Source organism: Streptomyces sp. NPDC025833 (assembly GCF_055558055.1).
In genome coordinates this window covers 59,983-79,290 of sequence record NZ_JBVHNF010000018.1, presented here as the reverse complement: position 1 = coordinate 79,290, position 19,308 = coordinate 59,983, and the positions used below count along the sequence as shown (strand labels likewise).

Genomic DNA, 19,308 nt, shown 5'->3' with positions numbered 1-19,308 from the left:
CCGGGCGCCCTCGTTGCCTGACCGGCGGCCGTCAGCCCTTCTTGGCCGACCCCGCCTCGTCCTTCGGCACCTCCGCCGGGTCCCGCGGCTGCTCCGCGGAGTTCCCGGCCGTGCCCTCGCCCTCGTCCCCGGTGGCCTCCGCACCCTCGCCCGGGGCGTCGGTGACCGCCTCGGCCGGAGCGCCCGCGGCGACCGCGGCCGGTTCGACGACGGCCTCCCGCCCCGGCCGCTTCCTCGCCGACACCACCATGTACAGCACGGCGAGCAGGAAGACGCCGAGTGCGGTCCAGTCGTTGAGGCGCAGGCCCAGGATGTGGTGGGCGTCGTCCACCCGCATGTACTCGATCCAGCCGCGGCCCAGGCAGTACGCGGCGACGTACAGCGCGAACGCCCGGCCGCGCCCCAGCTTGAAGCGGCGGTCCGCCCAGATCACCAGGAGGCCGACGCCGACGCACCACAGGGACTCGTAGAGGAAGGTCGGGTGGTAGTAGCCCGGCACCCGGCCGCCCTCGGAAGAGGTGATGTGCAGCGCCCAGGGGACGTGCGTCTCGCGGCCGTACAGCTCCTGGTTGAACCAGTTGCCCCAGCGGCCGATCGCCTGTGCGAAGGCGATCCCGGGTGCGACGGCGTCGGCGTAGGCGGGCAGCGGGATGCCCCGGCGCCGCGCGCCGATCCACGCGCCGAGCGCGCCGAGCGCGATCGCGCCCCAGATGCCGAGGCCGCCCTCCCACACCTTGAAGGCGTCCACCCAGTCACGGCCGTCGCCGAAGTACAGCTCGTAGTCCGTGATCACGTGGTAGAGCCGGCCCCCGACCAGGCCGAACGGCACCGCCCAGACGGCGATGTCGGCGACCGTGCCGGACTGCCCACCGCGGGCGACCCAGCGCTTGTTGCCGAACCAGACGGCAACGAAGACGCCGATGATGATGCAGAAGGCGTAGCCGCGCAGCGGGATGGGGCCGAGGTACAGCACCCCGTGCGACGGGCTGGGGATGTAGGCAAGGTTCATGGCAGATCCGACGCTACCGTGCCGGGCCGTGGGGACGGTAAACAGCCCGGCTACGGCTCCATAACAGGGGGCGGGGAGAACGCTCATCCCCGGGCGGCCGATTCCACCATCTGCTTGAGCCTGGCCGGCGTCATCGACCGGTCCTCGTAGATGTTCTTGCCGCCGAACAGCACCGTGGGCGTGCCGTTGTAACCGCCGGTCCGGAACGCCTGCTGTGACTTCTCCACCCAGGCGTCGTGGGTGCCGCCGTCGACGCACTTGCGGAAGGCGGGTGTGTCCAGGCCCGGCACCTTGCCGGCCAGCTTGATCAGCTTGGCGTTGCTCGCGAAGGCGTCGTCGGTCTCCTTGGGCTGGTTCGCGTACAGCACGTCGTGGTACTCGCGGAACTTCCCGGCGTCCTGGGCGCAGGCCGCGGCGTTCGCGGCGCGCAGCGAGCCGCTGCCGCCCAGGTTGCCGTCGATCAGGCGGACCAGGTGGTAGTCGATCCGGAGCTTGCCGGCGTCGGCCAGTTCGTGCAGGGTCGGCCGGTACGCCGCCTCGAACGCCTGGCAGGCCGGGCAGCGGAAGTCCTCCCACACGGTGAGCGTGGACTTGGCGCCGTCCTTGCCGACCGGGATCGCCAGGCCGTCCTTGCCCTGCGCGCCCGAGGGCGCCACGGCCGGGCCCGCGCCGGCGCCCTTGTTCTTGCCCGCGTTCGCGGCGACCACGCCGATCACCGCCGCGAGGCCCAGGACGCAGACGACGCTCGCGCCCACGATCAGCGCGCGCCGCCGCTTCTCCCCGGCCTTCTGCTTCTCACGCTCGACCGCCAGCCGCTCCCGGGCGGTGCGCTTTCCGTCACGGTTCTTCTCGCTCACACCCCCAGAACGAACCGGGGAGGCGCAGCGCGCCTCCCCGGCCGGAGGTCCACTCGTTCGAGTGACCGACTCCTGTGTGGCGGGACGTCACCCGTGGTCACACCCGCCGGCGCACGCCCTCCGCCAGCAGGCCGGCCAGTTCGCGGACCGCCGCGAGGCCGGAGGCGTGGTCCGGGGCGTCCAGCATCCGCTTCACGAACGCCGAGCCCACGATGACCCCGTCGGCGAAGCCGGCGACCTCGGCCGCCTGGGCCGCGTCGGAGACGCCGAGGCCGACGCAGACGGGCAGGCCGCTGCCGGTGCCGCGGGTGCGCCGGACCAGGTCCTCGGCCTGCGCCCCGACGGACGCGCGGGTACCGGTGACGCCCATCAGCGAGGCGGCGTAGACGAAGCCGCTGCCCGCCGCGGTGATCTCGGCGAGCCGCTCGTCCCTGCTGCTCGGCGCCACGACGAAGACGGTCGCGAGGCCGTGCTTCTCGGCGTGCTCGCGCCAGAGGGCCGACTCCTGCACCGGCAGGTCGGGCAGGATGCAGCCGGCGCCGCCCGCCTCGGCCAGCTCGGCGGTGAACCGCTCGACGCCGTAGCGGTCGATGGGGTTCCAGTACGTCATGACGAGTACCGGCTTGCCGGTCGCCCGGTGCGCCTCGCGGACCGTCCGCAGCACGTCGGCGATCTTCACGCCGCCGCGCAGGGCGATGTCGTCGGCGGTCTGGATGACCGGGCCGTCGAGCACCGGGTCGCTGTGCGGCAGGCCGACCTCGACGACGTCGGCGCCGCCGTCGAAGACGGCCCGGACCGCCTCGATGCCGCCGTCCACGGTCGGGAAACCGGCCGGGAGGTAGGCGATGAGCGCGGCCCGGCCCTCCGCCCGGGCGGCGGCGAGGGTGTCCGTCAACAGCTGCTGGTTGCCGCTCACTTGGCGTCCCCCTCGATCTCGGCGGTGTCGGCCGCGTCGGCGGCCACCTCGGCGTCGGTGTCGTAGAGGCCGAAGTAGCGGGCGGCGGTGTCCATGTCCTTGTCACCGCGGCCGGACAGGTTGACGACGATCAGGCCGTCCCCGCCCAGCTCCCTGCCGACCTCCAGGGCGCCGGCGAGGGCGTGGGCGCTCTCGATGGCCGGGATGATGCCCTCGGTCCGCGACAGCAGACGCAGGGCCTGCATGGCCGCGTCGTCGGTGACCGCGCGGTACTCGCCGCGGCCGGAGTCCTTCAGGTAGGAGTGCTCAGGGCCGATGCCCGGGTAGTCCAGGCCGGCCGAGATCGAGTACGGCTCGGTGATCTGGCCCTCCTCGTCCTGGAGGACGTACGAGCGGGAGCCGTGCAGGATGCCGGGCTCGCCCGCGGTCAGGGTGGCCGCGTGCTCCCCGGTCTCGATGCCGTGCCCGGCGGGCTCGCAGCCGATCAGGCGGACGCCCTCGTCGGGGATGAAGGCGTGGAAGAGGCCGATGGCGTTGGAGCCGCCGCCGACGCAGGCGACAGCCGCGTCCGGGAGGCGCCCGGCGCGCTCCAGGATCTGGCGGCGGGCCTCGACGCCGATGACCCGGTGGAAGTCGCGGACCATGGCCGGGAAGGGGTGCGGACCGGCGACCGTGCCGAACAGGTAGTGGGTGCGGTCGACGTTGGCGACCCAGTCGCGGAACGCCTCGTTGATGGCGTCCTTGAGGGTGCGGCTGCCGGACTTCACGGCGACGACCTCGGCGCCGAGCATGCGCATGCGGGCCACGTTGAGGGCCTGCCGCTCGGTGTCGATCTCGCCCATGTAGATGGTGCATTCGAGGCCGAACAGGGCGCAGGCGGTGGCCGTGGCGACGCCGTGCTGGCCGGCCCCGGTCTCGGCGATGACCCGGGTCTTGCCCATCCGCCGGGTGAGCAGGGCCTGGCCGAGCACGTTGTTGATCTTGTGGGAGCCGGTGTGGTTGAGGTCCTCGCGCTTGAGGAACACCCGGGCGCCGCCGGCGTGTTCGGCGAACCGCGGCACCTCGGTCAGCGCGCTGGGGCGGCCGGTGTAGTGGACGAGCAGGTCGTCGAGCTCACGGGCGAACTCCGGGTCGGCCTTCGCCTTGTCGTACTCGACGGCGACCTCGTCCACGGCGGCGACGAGGGCCTCCGGGATGAACTTGCCGCCGAACGCGCCGAAGTAGCCCTCGGGGCTGGGGACCTGACCGCCGGGGTCGGGGATGAAGAACTCGCTGGGCATGCGGAAACCTCACGGTGAGTGCGGGAAGAGACACTGATCGCCGTGGGGAGCGGGGAGGACGGGCCGCCGCGGGCCGTGGCCGGCCGGCCGGGCCCGTGCGGCGTGGCCGCGTCGGAGAAGGAGAAGGAGAGTCCCGCGCCCCTAATGGGCGCGGTGCCATCGCATGCCGTTGACCTGGCCGGGCTCGTCACCGATCACGTACCGCACCCTGCGGCCGTGGACGCGCCGGGCCGGGGCACGGCAGCCGCGGGGGCGACAGCCGCGCGCGAGGCGGGCGTACCGGTCCACGGTCGTCAGGGTGAGAGTCATCGGTGTCCAGCCTAGCGGGGGATCAGCCGCGTCCGTGCCGCAGTGCGGGATGCTCGCCCGCCGCCACCAGGTCGGCCACGGCCGCCTTCGGGTCGCGGCCGGTGACCAGGGACTCGCCGACCAGCACCGCGTCGGCGCCGGCGTTGGCGTAGGCGATCAGGTCGTGCGGGCCGCGGACGCCGGACTCGGCGACCTTGACGAGGTGGTCGGGGATCTCCGGGGCGACCCGGTCGAAGGTGCCGCGGTCGACCTCCAGCGTCTTCAGGTTGCGCGCGTTGACGCCGATGATCTTGGCGCCCGCGTCCACCGCCCGCTCGACCTCGTCCTCGTCGTGCACCTCGACGAGCGGGGTCAGGCCGATGGACACCGCCCGCTCGATCAGCGACTCCAGGGCCGGCTGGTCCAGGGCGGCCACGATCAGCAGCGCGAGGTCCGCGCCGTACGCGCGGGCCTCCCAGAGCTGGTACGAGGTGACGATGAAGTCCTTGCGCAGCACCGGGATGTCCACGCGCGCGCGGACCGCCTCCAGGTCGGCGAGCGAACCGCCGAAGCGGCGCTCCTCGGTGAGGACGGAGATGACGGCCGCGCCGCCCGCCTCGTAGTCCGCGGCGAGCCCGGCCGGGTCGGCGATCGCGGCCAGCGCGCCCTTGGAGGGGCTGGAGCGCTTGACCTCGCAGATCACCTTGACGCCGTCACCCTTGAGCGCGGCCACCCCGTCCTTGGCGGGACGCGCCTTGGCCGCGCGCTCCTTGAGCTCGTCGAGGCTGACGCGCGCCTGCCGCTCCGCGAGGTCGGCACGGACTCCGTCGATGATCTCGTCGAGCACACTCACGCGAGCGGCCCCCTTTCAGACGGTGGTTCCTTCGGGCTTCTGAAAACCATTGGTCCTTGCGATGGTATCCGCACCCGCGCCGGGGCTCCGCATCCAGTGGGCACCGGTCCCACGAGGTGGACCGTCCCGCGCGGTCAGGGGCGCAGCCAGCCGCCGGACGGCAGGTTGCGGACGACGGTGAAGACGAGCAGCAACGCGCCGGCGGCCCACAGGTGCGCCGGTCCGAGGCCGAGCCGGAGCGGCCGGCCGCGGGCCGCCCGGACCACCCAGACGGTCCACAGCACCGCGAAGGCCAGGTAGGCCGCCACGCCCGGCGCGTTGGCGTGCAGGGCGGCCGGGAGGTCGCCGTGGACGAAGGCGTGCGCGCTGCGCAGTCCGCCGCAGCCGGGGCAGTACAGGCCGGTGAGGGCGTACAGGGGACAGACGGGGTAGTGGCCGGGCCGGCCGGGGTCGACGGCGCCGACGTAGGTGAAGGCCCCGGCGACGGCCGCGAGGAGACCCAGCGGGACGCCGAGCCGCCGCGCGGCGGAGGCGGGCGCGGCCGGTGCCGTCCCGCCGCGGGGGGCCGGGGTCGGGGCGGTGCGGCTGTCGGCGTTCACGCGGGCATTCTCCCGCGCCGGCGCGGCGCACGCCCGCGCGTGCGCCGTATGGGCGCGGGCCGCTGCGGTGTGGGTCGCACGCGCCGGGCCGCTCCGGTGCGGGGGCCGGGCACGCCGGAGGGCGGCCCGCACCTCGCCGGTGCCGGGCCGCCCTCGCGGGGAAGACCTGGGCTCAGCCCTCCGCGCCGGCCGGCTCGCGGGTCGCGGCGGGGGCGGTGTGCGGCGGGGTGTGGGCCGCCTTCGGCTGGCCGAGACCCATCGCGCGCATGATGACGCCGACGACGCCGCCGAGGACCACGATCACCATGCCGGCCCAGAAGCCGATCGGCTGGGCCATCACCATGAAGGCGCCCGAGACGCAGAAACCGATGAAGGCGATGATGACACCGGTCCAGGCGGCCGGGGTGTGACCGTGGCTGCTGCCCGCCATGACTTTGCTCCTCGTTGCTGTATACGTGTCGACGTAGCCGCCGTACGCGTCTGTACGGTTCGAGCCCGCCCGTCACTGTCCGAGCCGGACGCTCGGCTCCATTGTCCCGTACGCGTGCGCGTGCCGGACGCGGGGGTCGGGTCTGATGCACCACACCCGCGCCGCGGTGCCGGTGCGCCGGGTGCGCAAGGGGCGGGAGGGGCGGGAGGTGCGGCGGGGGTTCAGGCGCCCGTCGGGTCCTCGCCCCGGTCCAGGGCCTTCCAGATCTCCTCGGGCCGCTCCGGGTCGACGGGCCGGGCCGTGCGCCGGGGGCGGGCGGTGCCCCGCTCGTAGCGGCCGGACATCGCGGGCCACCGGCTGCCGTAGCGCAGGGCGAGCAGACCGGCGAGCAGGATCAGCAGGCCGCCGGCGGCCGCGACGTAGGGCCAGCCGGTGTGGCCGAGCGCGCCGACCGCGGCCGCGGTGTCGCCGCTGACCTCGGCGGCCCGCTCGTCGAGCACCGAGCCGTCGGAGGCCTTCGCGAGGGCCGCGGCGGCGATCCCCGCACCGGAGAGCGCGAGCAGTGCGGAGACGACGAGGCGGCCGGCCCCGCGGACGGCGAAGACGGCGACGAGCGCGGCGAGGCCCACGACGGCGAGGGCCGCCGGGACACCCGTGACGTCGCTGCCCTTGGCGGTCAGCGGGAACGCGCCGCCGGCCACCGTGGCGGTGCCCTCCGCCCAGCGCTGCCGGGTCGCGAGCAGCGTCACGGCCGCGCCGAGCGCACCGGACAGGAGGGCCACGGCGAGGCTCCGCCGGCCGGACCGGGCGGGCTCGGCGGCTTCGGGGCGGGGGTCAGGTACGGCAGTCACGTACTCCACTATCGCCTGAACCCCGGCCCGGCGGTCACCCGGGGTTCCCCTGCGGGGCCCCCTGCCGTCCGAGGCGGTTCGCCGTGTGCACCGCCCGCAGCACCGCGGCCGCCTTGTTGCGGCACTCCTGGTCCTCCGCGACCGGGTCGGAGTCGGCGACGACGCCCGCTCCGGCCTGGACGTACGCCGTGCCCTCGCGGATCAGGGCGGTGCGGATGGCGATCGCGGTGTCGGAGTCGCCGGCGAAGTCCAGGTATCCGACGCAGCCGCCGTACAGACCGCGCCGGGACGGCTCCAGCTCGTCGATGATCTGCATGGCGCGGGGCTTGGGGGCGCCGGAGAGGGTGCCCGCGGGGAAGCAGGCGGTGAGCACGTCGTAGGCCGTGCGGCCTTCGGACACCTTGCCGGTGACGGTCGAGACGATGTGCATCACGTGCGAGTAGCGCTCGACGGACATGAAGTCGACCACCTCGACCGAGCCGGGCTCGCAGACCCGGCCGAGGTCGTTGCGGCCGAGGTCGACGAGCATCAGGTGCTCGGCGCGCTCCTTGGGGTCGGCGAGCAGTTCCTCGGCGAGTGCCTGGTCCGCCTGCGGGGTGGCGCCGCGGGGCCGGGTGCCGGCGATGGGGTGGACCATCGCGCGCCCGTCCTCGACCTTCACCAGCGCCTCCGGCGAGGAGCCGACGACGTCGAACCCGTCGAAGCGGAAGAGGTACATGTACGGCGAGGGGTTGGTGGCGCGCAGGACCCGGTAGACGTCCAGGGCGCTCGCCGTGCAGGGGGTCTCGAACCGCTGGGAGGGCACGACCTGGAACGCCTCGCCCGCGCGGATGCGCTCCTTGACGTCCTCGACGGCCGCCTGGAAGTCCGGTCCGCCCCACAGCGCGGTGTACTCGGGCAGTTCGGAGGGCGGCAGGACGGCGGGCGGCTGGGCCACCGCGCGCGTGAGGTCGGCCTCCATGGCGTCGAGCCGGGCCACGGCGTCCGCGTACGCCTCGTCGACGCCCGTCTCCAGGTCGTTGTGGTTGATCGCGTTGGCGATCAGCAGGACCGAGCCCTCCCAGTGGTCCATGACGGCGAGGTCGCTGGTCAGGAGCATGGTCAGCTCGGGGAGCCGGAGGTCGTCGCGCTCGCCGGGGCCGATCTTCTCCAGCCGGCGGACGATGTCGTAGCCCAGGTATCCGACCATGCCGCCGGTGAAGGGCGGCAGGTCCTCCTGGTGGGGGGTGTGCAGGGTCTGGAGGGTGGCGCGCAGGGCGGCGAGGGGGTCGCCGTCCGTGGGGACGCCGACCGGCGGGGTGCCGAGCCAGTGGGCCTGCCCGTCCCGCGCGGTGAGGGTGGCGGCGCTGCGCACCCCGACGAAGGAGTAGCGGGACCAGGACCGGCCGTTCTCCGCGGACTCCAGCAGGAAGGTGCCGGGGCGCTCCGCGGCGAGCTTGCGGTAGAGCGCGACCGGGGTGTCGCCGTCGGCGAGGAGCTTGCGCGTGACCGGGATGACGCGGCGGTCGGCGGCCAGCTTGCGGAAGGTCTCTTGGTCCATGGCGGCTGACCTTACTGACCGGCTGCCGGAGCGGCGCAATCCGCGTCCCGCAGCAGGACGTCCTCGTCGAAGCAGGTCCGCGCGCCGGTGTGGCAGGCGGCGCCCACCTGGTCGACCCTGACGAGGAGCGTGTCGGCGTCGCAGTCCAGCGCGACCGACTTCACCCACTGGACGTGGCCGGAGGTGTCGCCCTTGACCCAGTACTCCCCGCGGCTGCGCGACCAGTAGGTGCAGCGGCCGGTGGTGAGCGTGCGGTACAGCGCCTCGTCGTCCATCCAGCCGAGCATGAGCACCTCACCGGTGTCGTACTGCTGGGCGATGGCGGGGACGAGTCCGTCGGCGCCGCGCTTGAGCCGCGCGGCGATCTGCGGGTCGAGGCTGCTGGGCCGGGGGGTGCCGGTCGTACGGGTCATGGGTGCCATTGTGCCGCGCGGCCGCGGCGGGGCCGCGCGGCGTCCACTGCGCGGACTCGGCCCCTGGTCGTAGGCTGATCCCATGTCGACCTTCGCCCAGCGTGAACGGCTGCTGCTCGCCGACCTCCTGGAAACCGTCGGACCGGATGCCGAGACCCTCTGCGAGGGCTGGCGGACCCGGGACCTGGCGGCGCACGTGCTCGTGCGCGAGCGCCGCCCGGACGCGGCCGGCGGGGTGCTGATCAAGCCGCTCGCGTCGCGCCTGGAGAAGGTGATGGCCGAGTACACCGCCAAGCCCTACGGGGAGCTGATCCGGCTCATCCGCACCGGTCCGCCGCGCTTCTCGCCCTTCCAGCTCAAGCAGGTCGACGAGGCCGCGAACATCGTCGAGTTCTACGTCCACACGGAGGACGTCCGCCGTGCGCAGCCGGACTGGGGCCGGCGTGAGCTGGACCCGGTGTTCCAGGACGCGCTGTGGTCGCGGCTGGAGCGCACCGCGCGGCTGATGAGCCGGGGGGTGCCGACGGGGCTGGTGCTGCGCCGCCCGGACGGCCAGACGGTGGTCGCGCACCGGGGCACGCCGGTGGTCACGGTGACCGGTGAGCCGTCGGAGCTGCTGCTGTTCGCGTACGGCCGGCAGAGCGCGGCCAGGGTGGAGCTGGACGGCGAGGCGGAGGCGATCACGAAGCTGCACGAGTCGAGGCAGCTGGGCATCTGAGCCGCCCGCCGGGTTCGGCGGGGCCGCGTCAGCCGGGCAGTTCGGCGCGGCGCAGGGCCGGTACGACGAGGGCGACGACCCCGCCGAGTCCGCAGACGGCGGCGCTGCCCGCGTAGACCGGGCCGAGTCCGAAGGCGCCGATCGCGGCGGCCGCGAAGGGCATGCTCAGCGGGGTGAGGCCGAGGCTGACGAGGCTGGAGACGGCGGTGACGCGGCCCAGGCGGGCGGGGTCGGACCGGGTCTGGAGCAGCGCCCCGCAGAGCGCGCCGCTGAGGCCGGTGAGCAGGCCGACGAGCAGCGCCGTGCCGACGGCGGCGGCCAGGGTGGGGACGAAGGCGAGGGCGCCGACGGCGACGGAGCCGGTGGCGCACGCGCACCCGATGACGAGCCCGGCCCGGGGCAGCCGGCCCCGGACGGCCAGCAGGAGCGAGGCGGCCCCGGCGCCGGCCCCGAACCCCGCGAGTATCCAGCCCATGCCGGAGGCGCCCCAGCCGCGCCGGTCGGCGAGCAGGGTCAGGCCGACGTTCAGCGGGCCGACGAAGCCGAGGTCGCCGAGGGCGATGGCCACCATGAGCGGGGCGAGGACGGGGTGCCGGCGGATGTACCGCAGGCCGTCCTTGAGGTCGCTCCAGGCCGTGGTGGTGGTGCCGGGCGCGGGCGTCTCGCGCAGCCGGACGGACAGCAGCAGGGGCACCGAGACGGCGATGAGCAGACCGGCGAGCGCGAAGGCCGCGGCCGCGCCGCCGAGGGCCACGCCGAGCCCGCCGAGCGGGGCGCCGGCCACACCGGCGAACCGGATGGCGAGGCCGCGCATGCCCTGGACCCGGGCGAGCTGGCTTTTGCCGGTGAGCCGGGCCGGCAGGGCGCCCACGGCGGGCAGGAAGACGGCGTCGACGGTGCCGAAGACCAGCGCGAGCAGGGCGAGCGGCCACAGCCCCGGGCTGGTGGCGAACAGCAGGGCGGCGACGGCGAGGACGGCGGCGCAGCGCACGGCGTCGCTGCCGATGACGACCCGGCGCGGCCCGAGGCGGTCGGCGATCACGCCGCCGCCGAGCATCAGCACGGCCCGGGGCAGCGCGCTGGCGGACATGACGAGTCCGGCCTGGGCGGGGGTGCCGGCCTGGACGGCGGCCCAGGACAGGGCGAGGTAGTAGACGCTGTCGCCGAGCATCGAGGAGGTGTAGGCGGCGAGCCAGCGCAGGACGTTGGCGTCGCGGTGGGCGGGCCGGTCCTGGGTGGCGGCGGCCGGGGCCGTGGTGGCGGTCATGGCGGGGGCCTCTCGGGCTCGGTCAGTCGCGGAAGGGGAAGCCGTACGTGTAGAGCGCGACGTTCTCCCGGTCCTCGGTGCCGCCCGCGGCCTCGGCGGCCCGGCTCTGCTCGTCGTAGCGGCGCAGCAGCGCCGCCATCTCCTCCTTGAGGGCGGTGAGTTCCGCTGGGGTCAGCCGCATCCAGGACTCGGTGTCCATCGCCGCGGTGTTCCACTCGGCGCTCCAGGCGGGGCGTTCGTCCAGGAAGCGGTGGTAGCGGTCGGCGCGCTGCTCGTGGAAGAGGCGGGTGGCCGCGAGGTGGGCCGCGGCCTTGGCCGGCTCCGCCCGGAAGTCGGCGCCCTTGATGGTCAGTCCGGCCGAGGCGGGCTGCCACCAGCGTTCCCGGGCGTCACCGGTCTGCGCCCGCGCCTCTTCGATCAGGCCGTGCTCGGCGAGTTTGCGCAGGTGGTAGCTGACCAGGGACACCGCCTCGTCCACCTGCTCGGCGAGCTGGGACGCCGTGGCGACCCGGTCGACGCACAGCAGGCGGTACAGGTTCGCGCGCAGGGGGTGGGCGAGGGCCTTCAGGGTGCCCACGTCCGTGATGGCGCGGTTCTCGTCGCTCGGCATGATCCCAGCCTAGATAGAAAAGAAAAGTTGCGCAATTATTTTTGCGCAACTTCTCTTTCCTGTCCGGGCATGCGAGAGCCCCGGCCGTCGGCCGGGGCTCTCGGGGCGTCTACCGGACGGGGTGCCCGGCCTCCCGCAGCGTCTCCTTCACCTCGCCGATCCGCAGATCGCCGAAGTGGAACACCGACGCGGCCAGCACCGCGTCCGCGCCCGCCGCGACCGCGGGCGGGAAGTCGGCCAGCCGGCCGGCGCCGCCGGAGGCGATCACCGGGACCGTCACGTGCCCCCGCACCGCGGCGATCATCTCCAGGTCGTAGCCGTCCTTCGTGCCGTCCGCGTCCATCGAGTTCAGCAGGATCTCGCCGGCGCCCAGCTCCGCGGCCCGGTGCGCCCACTCGACCGCGTCGATGCCGGTGCCGCGGCGGCCGCCGTGCGTGGTGACCTCGAAGGAGCCGGACCCGGTGCGCCGCGCGTCCACCGACAGCACCAGCACCTGGCGCCCGAAGCGCTCGGCGATCTCGCGGATCAGGTCGGGGCGGGCGATCGCGGCGGTGTTCACGCCCACCTTGTCGGCGCCCGCGCGCAGCAGCTTGTCCACGTCCTCGGCGGTGCGGACGCCGCCGCCGACCGTCAGCGGGATGAACACCTGCTCGGCGGTGCGGCGCACCACGTCGTAGGTGGTCTCCCGGTCGCCCGAGGACGCGGTGATGTCCAGGAACGTCAGCTCGTCGGCGCCCTCGGTGTCGTACACCTTGGCCATCTCGACGGGGTCGCCCGCGTCGCGCAGGTTCTGGAAGTTGACGCCCTTGACGACCCGGCCGTTGTCCACGTCCAGGCAGGGGATGACTCGGACCGCCAGGGTCATGAGTGCTCAGGCTCCTCTGAATGCTTCGAGTTCTACTTCGACCAGGATGCGCGGGTCGACGAATCCCTCCACGACCAGCAGGGTCGAGACCGGCCGCACGGAGTCGAAGACCTCCTTGTGCGCCCGGCCCGCGGCGTCCACGTCCCGCACGTGCGTCAGGTACATCCGCGTCCGGATCACGGACCCGGCGCCGAGCCCGAACTCACCGAGCGCCTCGATCGCGCTGGTGAAGGCCACCTTGGCCTGCTCGTAGGGGTCGCCCTCGCCGTAGAGCACGTCGCCGCGGAAGGACGTCGTGCCCGCCACCAGCACGCGGTCGCCCGCCGCGACGGCGCGCGCGAACCCGAAACTCTCTTCCCAGGGACTTCCGCTCTGCACGCGCCGCACGGCCTCGGACGTCATGACGACACTTCCTCCAGTGCTTCTTCCAGGGTGAACGCCTTCGCGTACAGGGCCTTCCCGACGATGGAGCCCTCGACACCGAGGGGCACCAGTTCGGCGATGGCCCGCAGGTCGGCCAGGGAGGAAACGCCGCCGGAGGCCACGACCGGGCGGTCCGTGGCCGCGCAGACGTTCCTCAGCAGTTCCAGGTTGGGGCCCTGGAGCGTGCCGTCCTTGGCGATGTCGGTGACGACGTACCGGGCGCAGCCCTCCTTGTTCAGCCGCTCCAGCGTCTCGTAGAGGTCGCCGCCGTCGCGGGTCCAGCCCCGGCCGCGCAGGGTGGTGCCGCGCACGTCCAGGCCGACGGCGATCTTGTCGCCGTGCTCGGCGATGACCTTGGCGACCCACGCGGGCGTCTCCAGGGCGGCGGTGCCGAGGTTCACCCGGGTGCAGCCGGTGGCGAGGGCGGCGGCGAGGGTGTCGTCGTCGCGGATACCGCCGGACAGCTCCACCTTGATGTCCATCGCCTGGGTGACCTCGGCGATCAGCGCGCGGTTGTCGCCGGTGCCGAACGCGGCGTCCAGGTCGACCAGGTGCAGCCACTCGGCGCCGGAGCGCTGCCAGGCGAGGGCGGCCTCCAGCGGGGAGCCGTAGGAGGTCTCGGTCCCGGACTCGCCGTGGACGAGGCGCACGGCCTGGCCGTCGCGGACGTCGACGGCGGGGAGGAGTTCGAGCTTGGCCATGGTCTAGAGGGTTCCGATCCAGTTGGTGAGGAGCTGGGCACCGGCGTCGCCGGACTTCTCGGGGTGGAACTGGGTGGCCCACAGGGCGCCGTTCTCCACGGCGGCCACGAACGGCTCGCCGTGCGTCGACCAGGTGACCCGGGGGGCCTCGATCAGCGGGTTGTGGGTCTCCAGCGTCCAGTCGCGGACGGCGTAGGAGTGCACGAAGTAGAAGCGGGCGTCGGCGCCGAGCCCCGCGAAGAGCCGGCTGCCGGCCGGGGCGTCGACGGTGTTCCAGCCCATGTGGGGCACCACCTCGGCCCGGAGCGGCTCGACCGTGCCGGGCCACTCGTCCAGGCCCTCGGCCTCCACGCCGTGCTCGATGCCCCGCGCGAACAGGATCTGCATGCCGACGCAGATGCCCATGACCGGGCGGCCGCCGGACAGGCGGCGGTCGACCACCCAGTCACCGCGGGCGGCGCGCAGGCCGTCCATGCAGGCGGCGAAGGCGCCGACGCCCGGCACGAGCAGACCGTCGGCGTTCATCGCCTTGTCGAAGTCGCGGGTGATCTCGACATCGGCGCCCACGCGCGCGAGGGCGCGCTCGGCGGACCGGACGTTGCCGAAGCCGTAGTCGAAGACCACGACCTTCCTCGGGCTCAATTCCACACCTCCAGCCGCAGGACGCCCGCGACGAGGCACATGCCCGCGCCGATGGAGAGCAGCACGACGAGGCTCGTGGGCATCTTCTGCTTCACGAAGGAGACCACGCCGCCGGCCAGGAAGAGGCCGACGACGATCAGGAGGGTCGACAGACCGGTCATGGGTTACAGCGCGCCCTTCGTGGAGGGGAGGATGCCCGCCGCGCGAGGATCGCGCTCGGAGGCGTAGCGGAGCGCCCGGGCCAGCGCCTTGAACTGGCACTCCACGATGTGGTGCGCGTTGCGCCCGTACGGCACGTGCACGTGCAGCGCGATCTGCGCCTGGGCGACGAAGGACTCCAGGATGTGCCGGGTCATCGTGGTGTCGTACTCGCCGATCATCGGCGCCATCTTCTCGGGCTCGGTGTGCACGAGGTAGGGGCGGCCGGACAGGTCGACGGTGACCTGGGCGAGGGACTCGTCCAGCGGGACCGTGCAGTTGCCGAAGCGGTAGATGCCCACCTTGTCGCCGAGCGCCTGCTTGAACGCGGCGCCCAGCGCGAGGGCGGTGTCCTCGATGGTGTGGTGGGAGTCGATGTGCAGGTCGCCGTCGGTCTTCACGGTCAGGTCGAACAGACCGTGCCGGCCGAGCTGGTCGAGCATGTGGTCGTAGAAACCGACGCCGGTGGCGATGTCGGTCCGCCCGGTGCCGTCGAGGTCTATCTCGACCAGGACCGAGGTCTCCTTCGTGGTGCGCTCCACGCGTCCGACGCGGTTCATGCCTCAAGCTCCTTCGGGGGTGTGGGGGCGTTGCCCACGCAACACTGCACATCACGGACCGCGTCGAGGAACGCGTCGTTCTCCGCCGGGGTGCCCGCGGACACCCGCAGCCAGCCCGGCACGCCGTTGTCCCGGACCAGGACGCCCCGGTCGAGGATCCTCCGCCAGGCCTCGTGGGCGTCGCCGAACCGGCCGAACTGCACGAAGTTGGCGTCGGAATCGGTCACCTCGAAGCCGAGCGCGCGCAGCTCGGCGACCAGCCGGTCCCGCTCCGCCTTGAGCTGCTCGACGTAGCCCAGCAGGGTGTCGGTGTGCTCCAGCGCGGCCAGCGCGGTCGCCTGGGTGATCGCCGACAGGTGGTAGGGCAGCCGGACGAGCTGGACGGCGTCCACGACCGCCGGGTCGGCGGCGAGGTAGCCGAGGCGCAGGCCGGCCGCGCCGAACGCCTTCGACATGGTCCGGGAGACGACCAGGTGGGGGCGGCCCGCCAGCAGCGGCAGCAGCGAGCGGCCGTGGCTGAACTCGACGTACGCCTCGTCCACGATCACCATGGACGGCTTGGCCGCCTGCGCAGCGTCGTACAGCGCGAGGACCGTCTCCGGCGGGACCGCGTTGCCGGTGGGGTTGTTGGGGGTGGTGATGAAGACGACGTCGGGCCGGTGCTCGGCGATGGCCCGCCCGGCCGCCGCGACGTCGATCGTGAAGTCCTCGTTCCGGGGGCCGGGGAGCCAGCCGGTACCGGTCCCGCGCGCGATGAGGGCGTGCATCGAGTACGACGGCTCGAAGCCCATCGCCGTGCGGCCCGGCCCGCCGAACGTCTGCAGCAGTTGCTGGATGACCTCGTTGGAGCCGTTGGCGGCCCACACGTTCCCGGTGTCGAGCGGGTGCCCGCCGGTCCTCGTCAGGTACCCGGCCAGCTCGGTGCGCAGCCGGACCGCGTCCCGGTCCGGGTAGCGGTTCAGGCCGCGGGCGGCCTCCCGCACCCGCTCCGTGATCCGCTCGACCAGCGGCTCGGGCAGCGGGTAGGGGTTCTCGTTGGTGTTCAGCCGTACGGGGACGTCCAGCTGGGGCGCGCCGTAGGGCGACTTGCCACGCAGCTCGTCCCGTACGGGGAGATCGTCGATCCGCACGTCGCTCACTTGCCTCCGGGCACCTTCCAGCCGAACCGCGCCTTGACCGCCGCACCGTGCGCCGGGAGGTCCTCCGCCTCCGCGAGCGTCACCACGTGGTGCGCGACCTCGGCCAGCGCGTCCTTCGTGTAGTCGACGATGTGGATGCCGCGCAGGAAGGACTGCACGGACAGGCCCGAGGAGTGGCAGGCGCAGCCGCCGGTGGGCAGCACGTGGTTGGAGCCGGCCGCGTAGTCGCCGAGGGAGACGGGGGCCCAGGGGCCGATGAAGACCGCGCCCGCGTTCCTGACCCGGGCGGCGAGCCCGGCGGCGTCGGCGGTCTGGATCTCCAGGTGCTCGGCGCCGTACGCGTCGACCACCTTCAGGCCCTCCTCGACGCCGTCCACGAGGACGATCGCGGACTGCCGGCCCTTCAGGGCGGGCACGATCCGGTCGTCGACGTGCCGGGTGGCCGCGACCTGCGGCGCCAGCTCCCGCTCGACGGCGTCCGCCAGCTCGGCGGAGTCGGTCACCAGGACGGCCGCCGCGAGCGGGTCGTGCTCGGCCTGGCTGATCAGGTCCGCGGCGACGTGCACCGGGTCGGCGGTGGCGTCCGCGAGGATCGCGATCTCGGTGGGGCCGGCCTCGGCGTCGATGCCGATCTTGCCGGTGAAGTAGCGCTTGGCGGCCGCGACCCAGATATTGCCGGGGCCGGTGACCATGTTCGCGGGCGGGCAGGACTCGGTGCCGTGGGCGAACATCGCGACGGCGGTGGCGCCGCCGGCCGCGTACACCTCGTCCACGCCGAGCAGGGCGCAGGCGGCGAGGATCGTCGGGTGCGGCAGGCCGCCGAAGTCGGCCTGGGCCGGGGAGGCGAGCGCGATGGACTCGACGCCGGCCTCCTGGGCGGGCACGACGTTCATGACCACGGAGGACGGGTACACCGAGCGTCCGCCGGGCGCGTACAGGCCGACGCGGTCGACCGGCACCCACTTCTCGGTCACCGTGCCGCCGGGCACCACCTGCGTGGTGTGGGTCGTGCGCCGCTGCGCGCGGTGGACGAGGCGGGCGCGGCGGATGGACTCCTCCAGCGCGGCGCGCACCGCCGGGTCGAGGCCGGCCAGCGCCTCGGTGAGCGCCGAGGCCGGGACACGGACGGATTCCAGCCGCACTCCGTCGAACTTCTCGGCGAAGTCGATCAGCGCCGCGTCGCCACGATGATGCACGGCCTCGCAGATCGGACGCACCTTCTCCAGGGCGGCCGAGACGTCGAAGTCGGCTCGGGGCAGCAGGTCGCGCAGGGCGGGGCCCTCGGGGAGGGCGTCGCCGCGCAGATCGATTCGGGAGATCACAGTCCCAATTCTCTCAGACCGCCGCGGGGCGCCGTCCGCGCGTATCAATGGCTGATACAGAACCTGGGACAGTGCCTGGTACAGACGCTGGCCGGAACCCGGAAGACCCCCTTCACCCAGAGTGTTCGTGACGTCACGCAGCGGGCATGAACGGCTGTACGAAACACACTGAACGGGGACGGACGGGAAAGAGGCGAGCGGTGACCGAGGGAGCCGGCGTCCGCACGGGGGACCTGCCGGACGACCTGACCGCGGCCGAGGCGGGCATGTGGCAGGCCTTCCGCAACGGGAGCGTGTACGACCTGAGCAGCGGGGACTTCGTGGCGGACGATCCGCACGGCGGGCATCCGTGGGGTCCCGAGCGGACCGTGCGCGCCCGGATCGTGTGCTGGCTGCTGCTGGACGGCCCGCCGGCGCTGGCCGGCCGGGTGTCCGCGCTGAAGCTCGTCGGGGTGCGCATAGCCGACGTGCTGGACCTGGCGGGCGGCCAGGTCACGCCGTACGTGGAGCTGCGCGGCTGCCGCTTCGACGAGGAGGTGCGGCTGCCGGAGGCCCGGTTCACGACCGTGCGCCTGGTGGACTGCGCGGTGCCGCGGCTGGAGGCAGCCCGCGTGCACACGGAGGGCGATCTGCACCTGCCGCGCTGCCGGTTCCGCGGCGGGGTGCGGCTGACGGACGCGCACATCGGCACCGACCTGCTGCTCAACCAGGCCGTCGTGCACCGCGACCGCGGCGGCCGGTCGATCATGGCGGACGGCCTGACCGTCGGCCAGGACCTCCAGGCGGAGATGCTGGAGTCGAACGGCGAGATGAGCCTGCGCGGCGCCCAGGTCGGCGTCTCGCTCAGCCTGCGCGGCGCGAAGCTCGCCAACCCCTCCGCCCGCTTCGCGCTGAACGCCCCCCAGCTGACGGTCGAGCGGACCCTGTACCTGACCCCGGCCGGCGTGGGCAGCCCGCTGCTGAGCGGCACGACGCCCGCGCGCGGGACGCGCATCCAGCGGTTCGAGTGCCGCGGCGGGGTACGGCTGGACGACGGCCGGTTCGGCGACGCCGTCGACCTGGAGCGGGCCCGGTTCGTCCTCACCGACGACCAGGAGCTGTCCCTGCGCCGGGTGCAGACGCCGGAGCTGCGCTTCCTCGGGGACCGGCCGCAGCGCGGCAGGGTCGTGCTGTCGGGCGCCAGGATCACCACCCTGGTGGACCGCGCGAGCAGCTGGCCGGAGACGGGCAGCCTGCACATGGGCGGGTTCACCTACGAGAACCTGGTGCCGCAGGGCCCGTTCCCGCTGACCCGGCGCCTGGACTGGGTGGCGGCGGCCACCGCCGAGTACGCGCCGGAGCCGTACGAGCGGCTGGCCGCGGTGCTGCGGGCCGCCGGGGAGGACGAGGACGCGCGCGAGGTGCTGCTGGCCAAGCAGCGCCGGCGGCGCGAGACGCTGCCGGCGGCCGCCAAGGTCTGGGGGTACGCGCAGGACTGGACCGTGGCCTACGGGTACCGGCCGGGCCGGGCCGCGGTGTGGATGGCCGTGCTGTGGGCGGCGGGCACGCTCGCGTTCACGCACGCGGACCATCCGCCCCTCAATCCCGGCGGCCACCCGGCCTGGAACCCGGCGCTGTTCACGCTGGACCTGCTGCTGCCGGTGGTCGACCTGGGCCAGGCCGGCCAGTGGCGGCTGAGCGGCGGCTGGCAGTGGGTGGCGACGGGGATGATCGTGACCGGCTGGGTCCTGGCGACGACGGTGGCGGCGGGCGCGACCCGGCTGCTGCGGAGGAGCTGACGCGCGTCTCCACATGTCCACACCACTCGCACACAATATGAACATTCAC

Annotated in this window: 23 protein-coding genes; 2 read left to right on the top strand and 21 right to left on the bottom strand. The window is 73.7% G+C overall.

Annotation, left to right across the window (positions count from 1 at the left end; genetic code table 11):
• Positions 1–31 precede the first annotated feature (31 nt).
• The 11 genes from lgt to hisI all read right to left on the bottom strand — a co-directional run bounded on the left by lgt (position 32) and on the right by hisI (position 9,036).
• The gene (lgt, locus tag ACZ4K2_RS29160) at positions 32–1,009 is read right to left on the bottom strand and encodes a prolipoprotein diacylglyceryl transferase (protein ID WP_467469521.1); all 978 of its coding nucleotides are present in this window, start codon (positions 1,007–1,009) and stop codon (positions 32–34) included.
• Positions 1,010–1,092: 83 nt separating this feature from the next.
• The gene (locus ACZ4K2_RS29155; protein ID WP_467469519.1) at positions 1,093–1,866 is read right to left on the bottom strand and encodes a DsbA family protein; all 774 of its coding nucleotides are present in this window, start codon (positions 1,864–1,866) and stop codon (positions 1,093–1,095) included.
• Positions 1,867–1,963: 97 nt separating this feature from the next.
• Positions 1,964–2,782: a tryptophan synthase subunit alpha gene (gene trpA, locus ACZ4K2_RS29150; RefSeq protein ID WP_467469517.1), complete on the bottom strand. Its 819-nt coding sequence runs from the start codon at positions 2,780–2,782 to the stop codon at positions 1,964–1,966.
• Positions 2,779–4,062, bottom strand: a complete 1,284-nt coding sequence (gene trpB / locus ACZ4K2_RS29145; RefSeq protein WP_467469515.1) for a tryptophan synthase subunit beta — start codon at positions 4,060–4,062, stop codon at positions 2,779–2,781. Before trpB ends, trpA begins: the two co-directional genes overlap by 4 nt.
• A 141-nt stretch (positions 4,063–4,203) precedes the next feature.
• Positions 4,204–4,371: a tryptophan biosynthesis modulator TrpM gene (gene trpM, locus ACZ4K2_RS29140; RefSeq protein ID WP_467469513.1), complete on the bottom strand. Its 168-nt coding sequence runs from the start codon at positions 4,369–4,371 to the stop codon at positions 4,204–4,206.
• Positions 4,372–4,393: 22 nt separating this feature from the next.
• A complete protein-coding gene (gene trpC / locus ACZ4K2_RS29135) occupies positions 4,394–5,203 on the bottom strand; it encodes an indole-3-glycerol phosphate synthase TrpC (RefSeq protein ID WP_467469511.1) in 810 nt (269 codons plus the stop codon).
• Between the two features lie 134 nt (positions 5,204–5,337).
• A complete protein-coding gene (locus ACZ4K2_RS29130) occupies positions 5,338–5,802 on the bottom strand; it encodes a DUF2752 domain-containing protein (protein WP_467469509.1) in 465 nt (154 codons plus the stop codon).
• Between the two features lie 172 nt (positions 5,803–5,974).
• Positions 5,975–6,232, bottom strand: coding sequence for an HGxxPAAW family protein (locus tag ACZ4K2_RS29125; protein ID WP_467469507.1), 258 nt, complete (start codon positions 6,230–6,232; stop codon positions 5,975–5,977).
• Between the two features lie 221 nt (positions 6,233–6,453).
• A complete protein-coding gene (locus ACZ4K2_RS29120; RefSeq protein WP_467469505.1) occupies positions 6,454–7,092 on the bottom strand; it encodes a TIGR02234 family membrane protein in 639 nt (212 codons plus the stop codon).
• A gap of 25 nt (positions 7,093–7,117) precedes the next feature.
• Positions 7,118–8,623, bottom strand: coding sequence for an anthranilate synthase component I (locus ACZ4K2_RS29115; RefSeq protein ID WP_467469503.1), 1,506 nt, complete (start codon positions 8,621–8,623; stop codon positions 7,118–7,120).
• An 11-nt stretch (positions 8,624–8,634) separates the two neighbouring features.
• Positions 8,635–9,036: a phosphoribosyl-AMP cyclohydrolase gene (hisI, locus tag ACZ4K2_RS29110; RefSeq protein ID WP_467469501.1), complete on the bottom strand. Its 402-nt coding sequence runs from the start codon at positions 9,034–9,036 to the stop codon at positions 8,635–8,637.
• A gap of 82 nt (positions 9,037–9,118) precedes the next feature.
• On the opposite strand from hisI, the gene ACZ4K2_RS29105 reads away from it, so the two are divergent.
• A complete protein-coding gene (locus tag ACZ4K2_RS29105) occupies positions 9,119–9,754 on the top strand; it encodes a TIGR03085 family metal-binding protein (RefSeq protein ID WP_467469500.1) in 636 nt (211 codons plus the stop codon).
• A gap of 28 nt (positions 9,755–9,782) precedes the next feature.
• On the opposite strand, the gene ACZ4K2_RS29100 is transcribed toward ACZ4K2_RS29105, so the two are convergent.
• The 10 genes from ACZ4K2_RS29100 to hisD form a co-directional block, all read right to left on the bottom strand.
• Entirely contained in the window at positions 9,783–11,021 is a 1,239-nt protein-coding gene (locus ACZ4K2_RS29100) for an MFS transporter (protein WP_467469498.1), read from the bottom strand.
• A gap of 22 nt (positions 11,022–11,043) precedes the next feature.
• The gene (locus ACZ4K2_RS29095; protein ID WP_467469497.1) at positions 11,044–11,631 is read right to left on the bottom strand and encodes a winged helix-turn-helix domain-containing protein; all 588 of its coding nucleotides are present in this window, start codon (positions 11,629–11,631) and stop codon (positions 11,044–11,046) included.
• Positions 11,632–11,740: 109 nt separating this feature from the next.
• Entirely contained in the window at positions 11,741–12,496 is a 756-nt protein-coding gene (gene hisF / locus ACZ4K2_RS29090; protein ID WP_467469495.1) for an imidazole glycerol phosphate synthase subunit HisF, read from the bottom strand.
• A 6-nt stretch (positions 12,497–12,502) separates the two neighbouring features.
• Positions 12,503–12,898 carry a RidA family protein gene (locus ACZ4K2_RS29085; RefSeq protein WP_467469493.1) on the bottom strand — a complete coding sequence of 132 codons (396 nt, stop codon included), beginning with the start codon at positions 12,896–12,898 and terminating at the stop codon, positions 12,503–12,505.
• Complete coding sequence (priA, locus tag ACZ4K2_RS29080) at positions 12,895–13,620, bottom strand: bifunctional 1-(5-phosphoribosyl)-5-((5-phosphoribosylamino)methylideneamino)imidazole-4-carboxamide isomerase/phosphoribosylanthranilate isomerase PriA (protein WP_467469491.1); 726 nt, start codon at positions 13,618–13,620, stop codon at positions 12,895–12,897. The genes ACZ4K2_RS29085 and priA overlap by 4 nt, the downstream gene beginning before the upstream one ends.
• Before the next feature lie 3 nt (positions 13,621–13,623).
• Positions 13,624–14,268 (bottom strand): imidazole glycerol phosphate synthase subunit HisH, encoded by a 645-nt coding sequence (hisH, locus tag ACZ4K2_RS29075; RefSeq protein ID WP_467469489.1) that lies wholly within the window; start codon positions 14,266–14,268, stop codon positions 13,624–13,626.
• Complete coding sequence (locus ACZ4K2_RS29070) at positions 14,259–14,423, bottom strand: hypothetical protein (RefSeq protein WP_467469487.1); 165 nt, start codon at positions 14,421–14,423, stop codon at positions 14,259–14,261. Before ACZ4K2_RS29070 ends, hisH begins: the two co-directional genes overlap by 10 nt.
• 3 nt (positions 14,424–14,426) lie before the next feature.
• Positions 14,427–15,020 carry an imidazoleglycerol-phosphate dehydratase HisB gene (hisB, locus tag ACZ4K2_RS29065; RefSeq protein ID WP_467469485.1) on the bottom strand — a complete coding sequence of 198 codons (594 nt, stop codon included), beginning with the start codon at positions 15,018–15,020 and terminating at the stop codon, positions 14,427–14,429.
• Positions 15,017–16,159: a histidinol-phosphate transaminase gene (locus ACZ4K2_RS29060; RefSeq protein ID WP_467469483.1), complete on the bottom strand. Its 1,143-nt coding sequence runs from the start codon at positions 16,157–16,159 to the stop codon at positions 15,017–15,019. The genes hisB and ACZ4K2_RS29060 overlap by 4 nt, the downstream gene beginning before the upstream one ends.
• On the bottom strand, positions 16,156–17,481 hold the full coding sequence (hisD, locus tag ACZ4K2_RS29055) for a histidinol dehydrogenase (protein ID WP_467469481.1): 1,326 nt from the start codon (positions 17,479–17,481) through the stop codon (positions 16,156–16,158). The genes ACZ4K2_RS29060 and hisD overlap by 4 nt, the downstream gene beginning before the upstream one ends.
• Before the next feature lie 200 nt (positions 17,482–17,681).
• Between hisD and ACZ4K2_RS29050 the strand changes: the two genes are divergently transcribed.
• Positions 17,682–19,259, top strand: coding sequence for an oxidoreductase (locus ACZ4K2_RS29050; protein WP_467469479.1), 1,578 nt, complete (start codon positions 17,682–17,684; stop codon positions 19,257–19,259).
• Positions 19,260–19,308 lie beyond the last annotated feature (49 nt).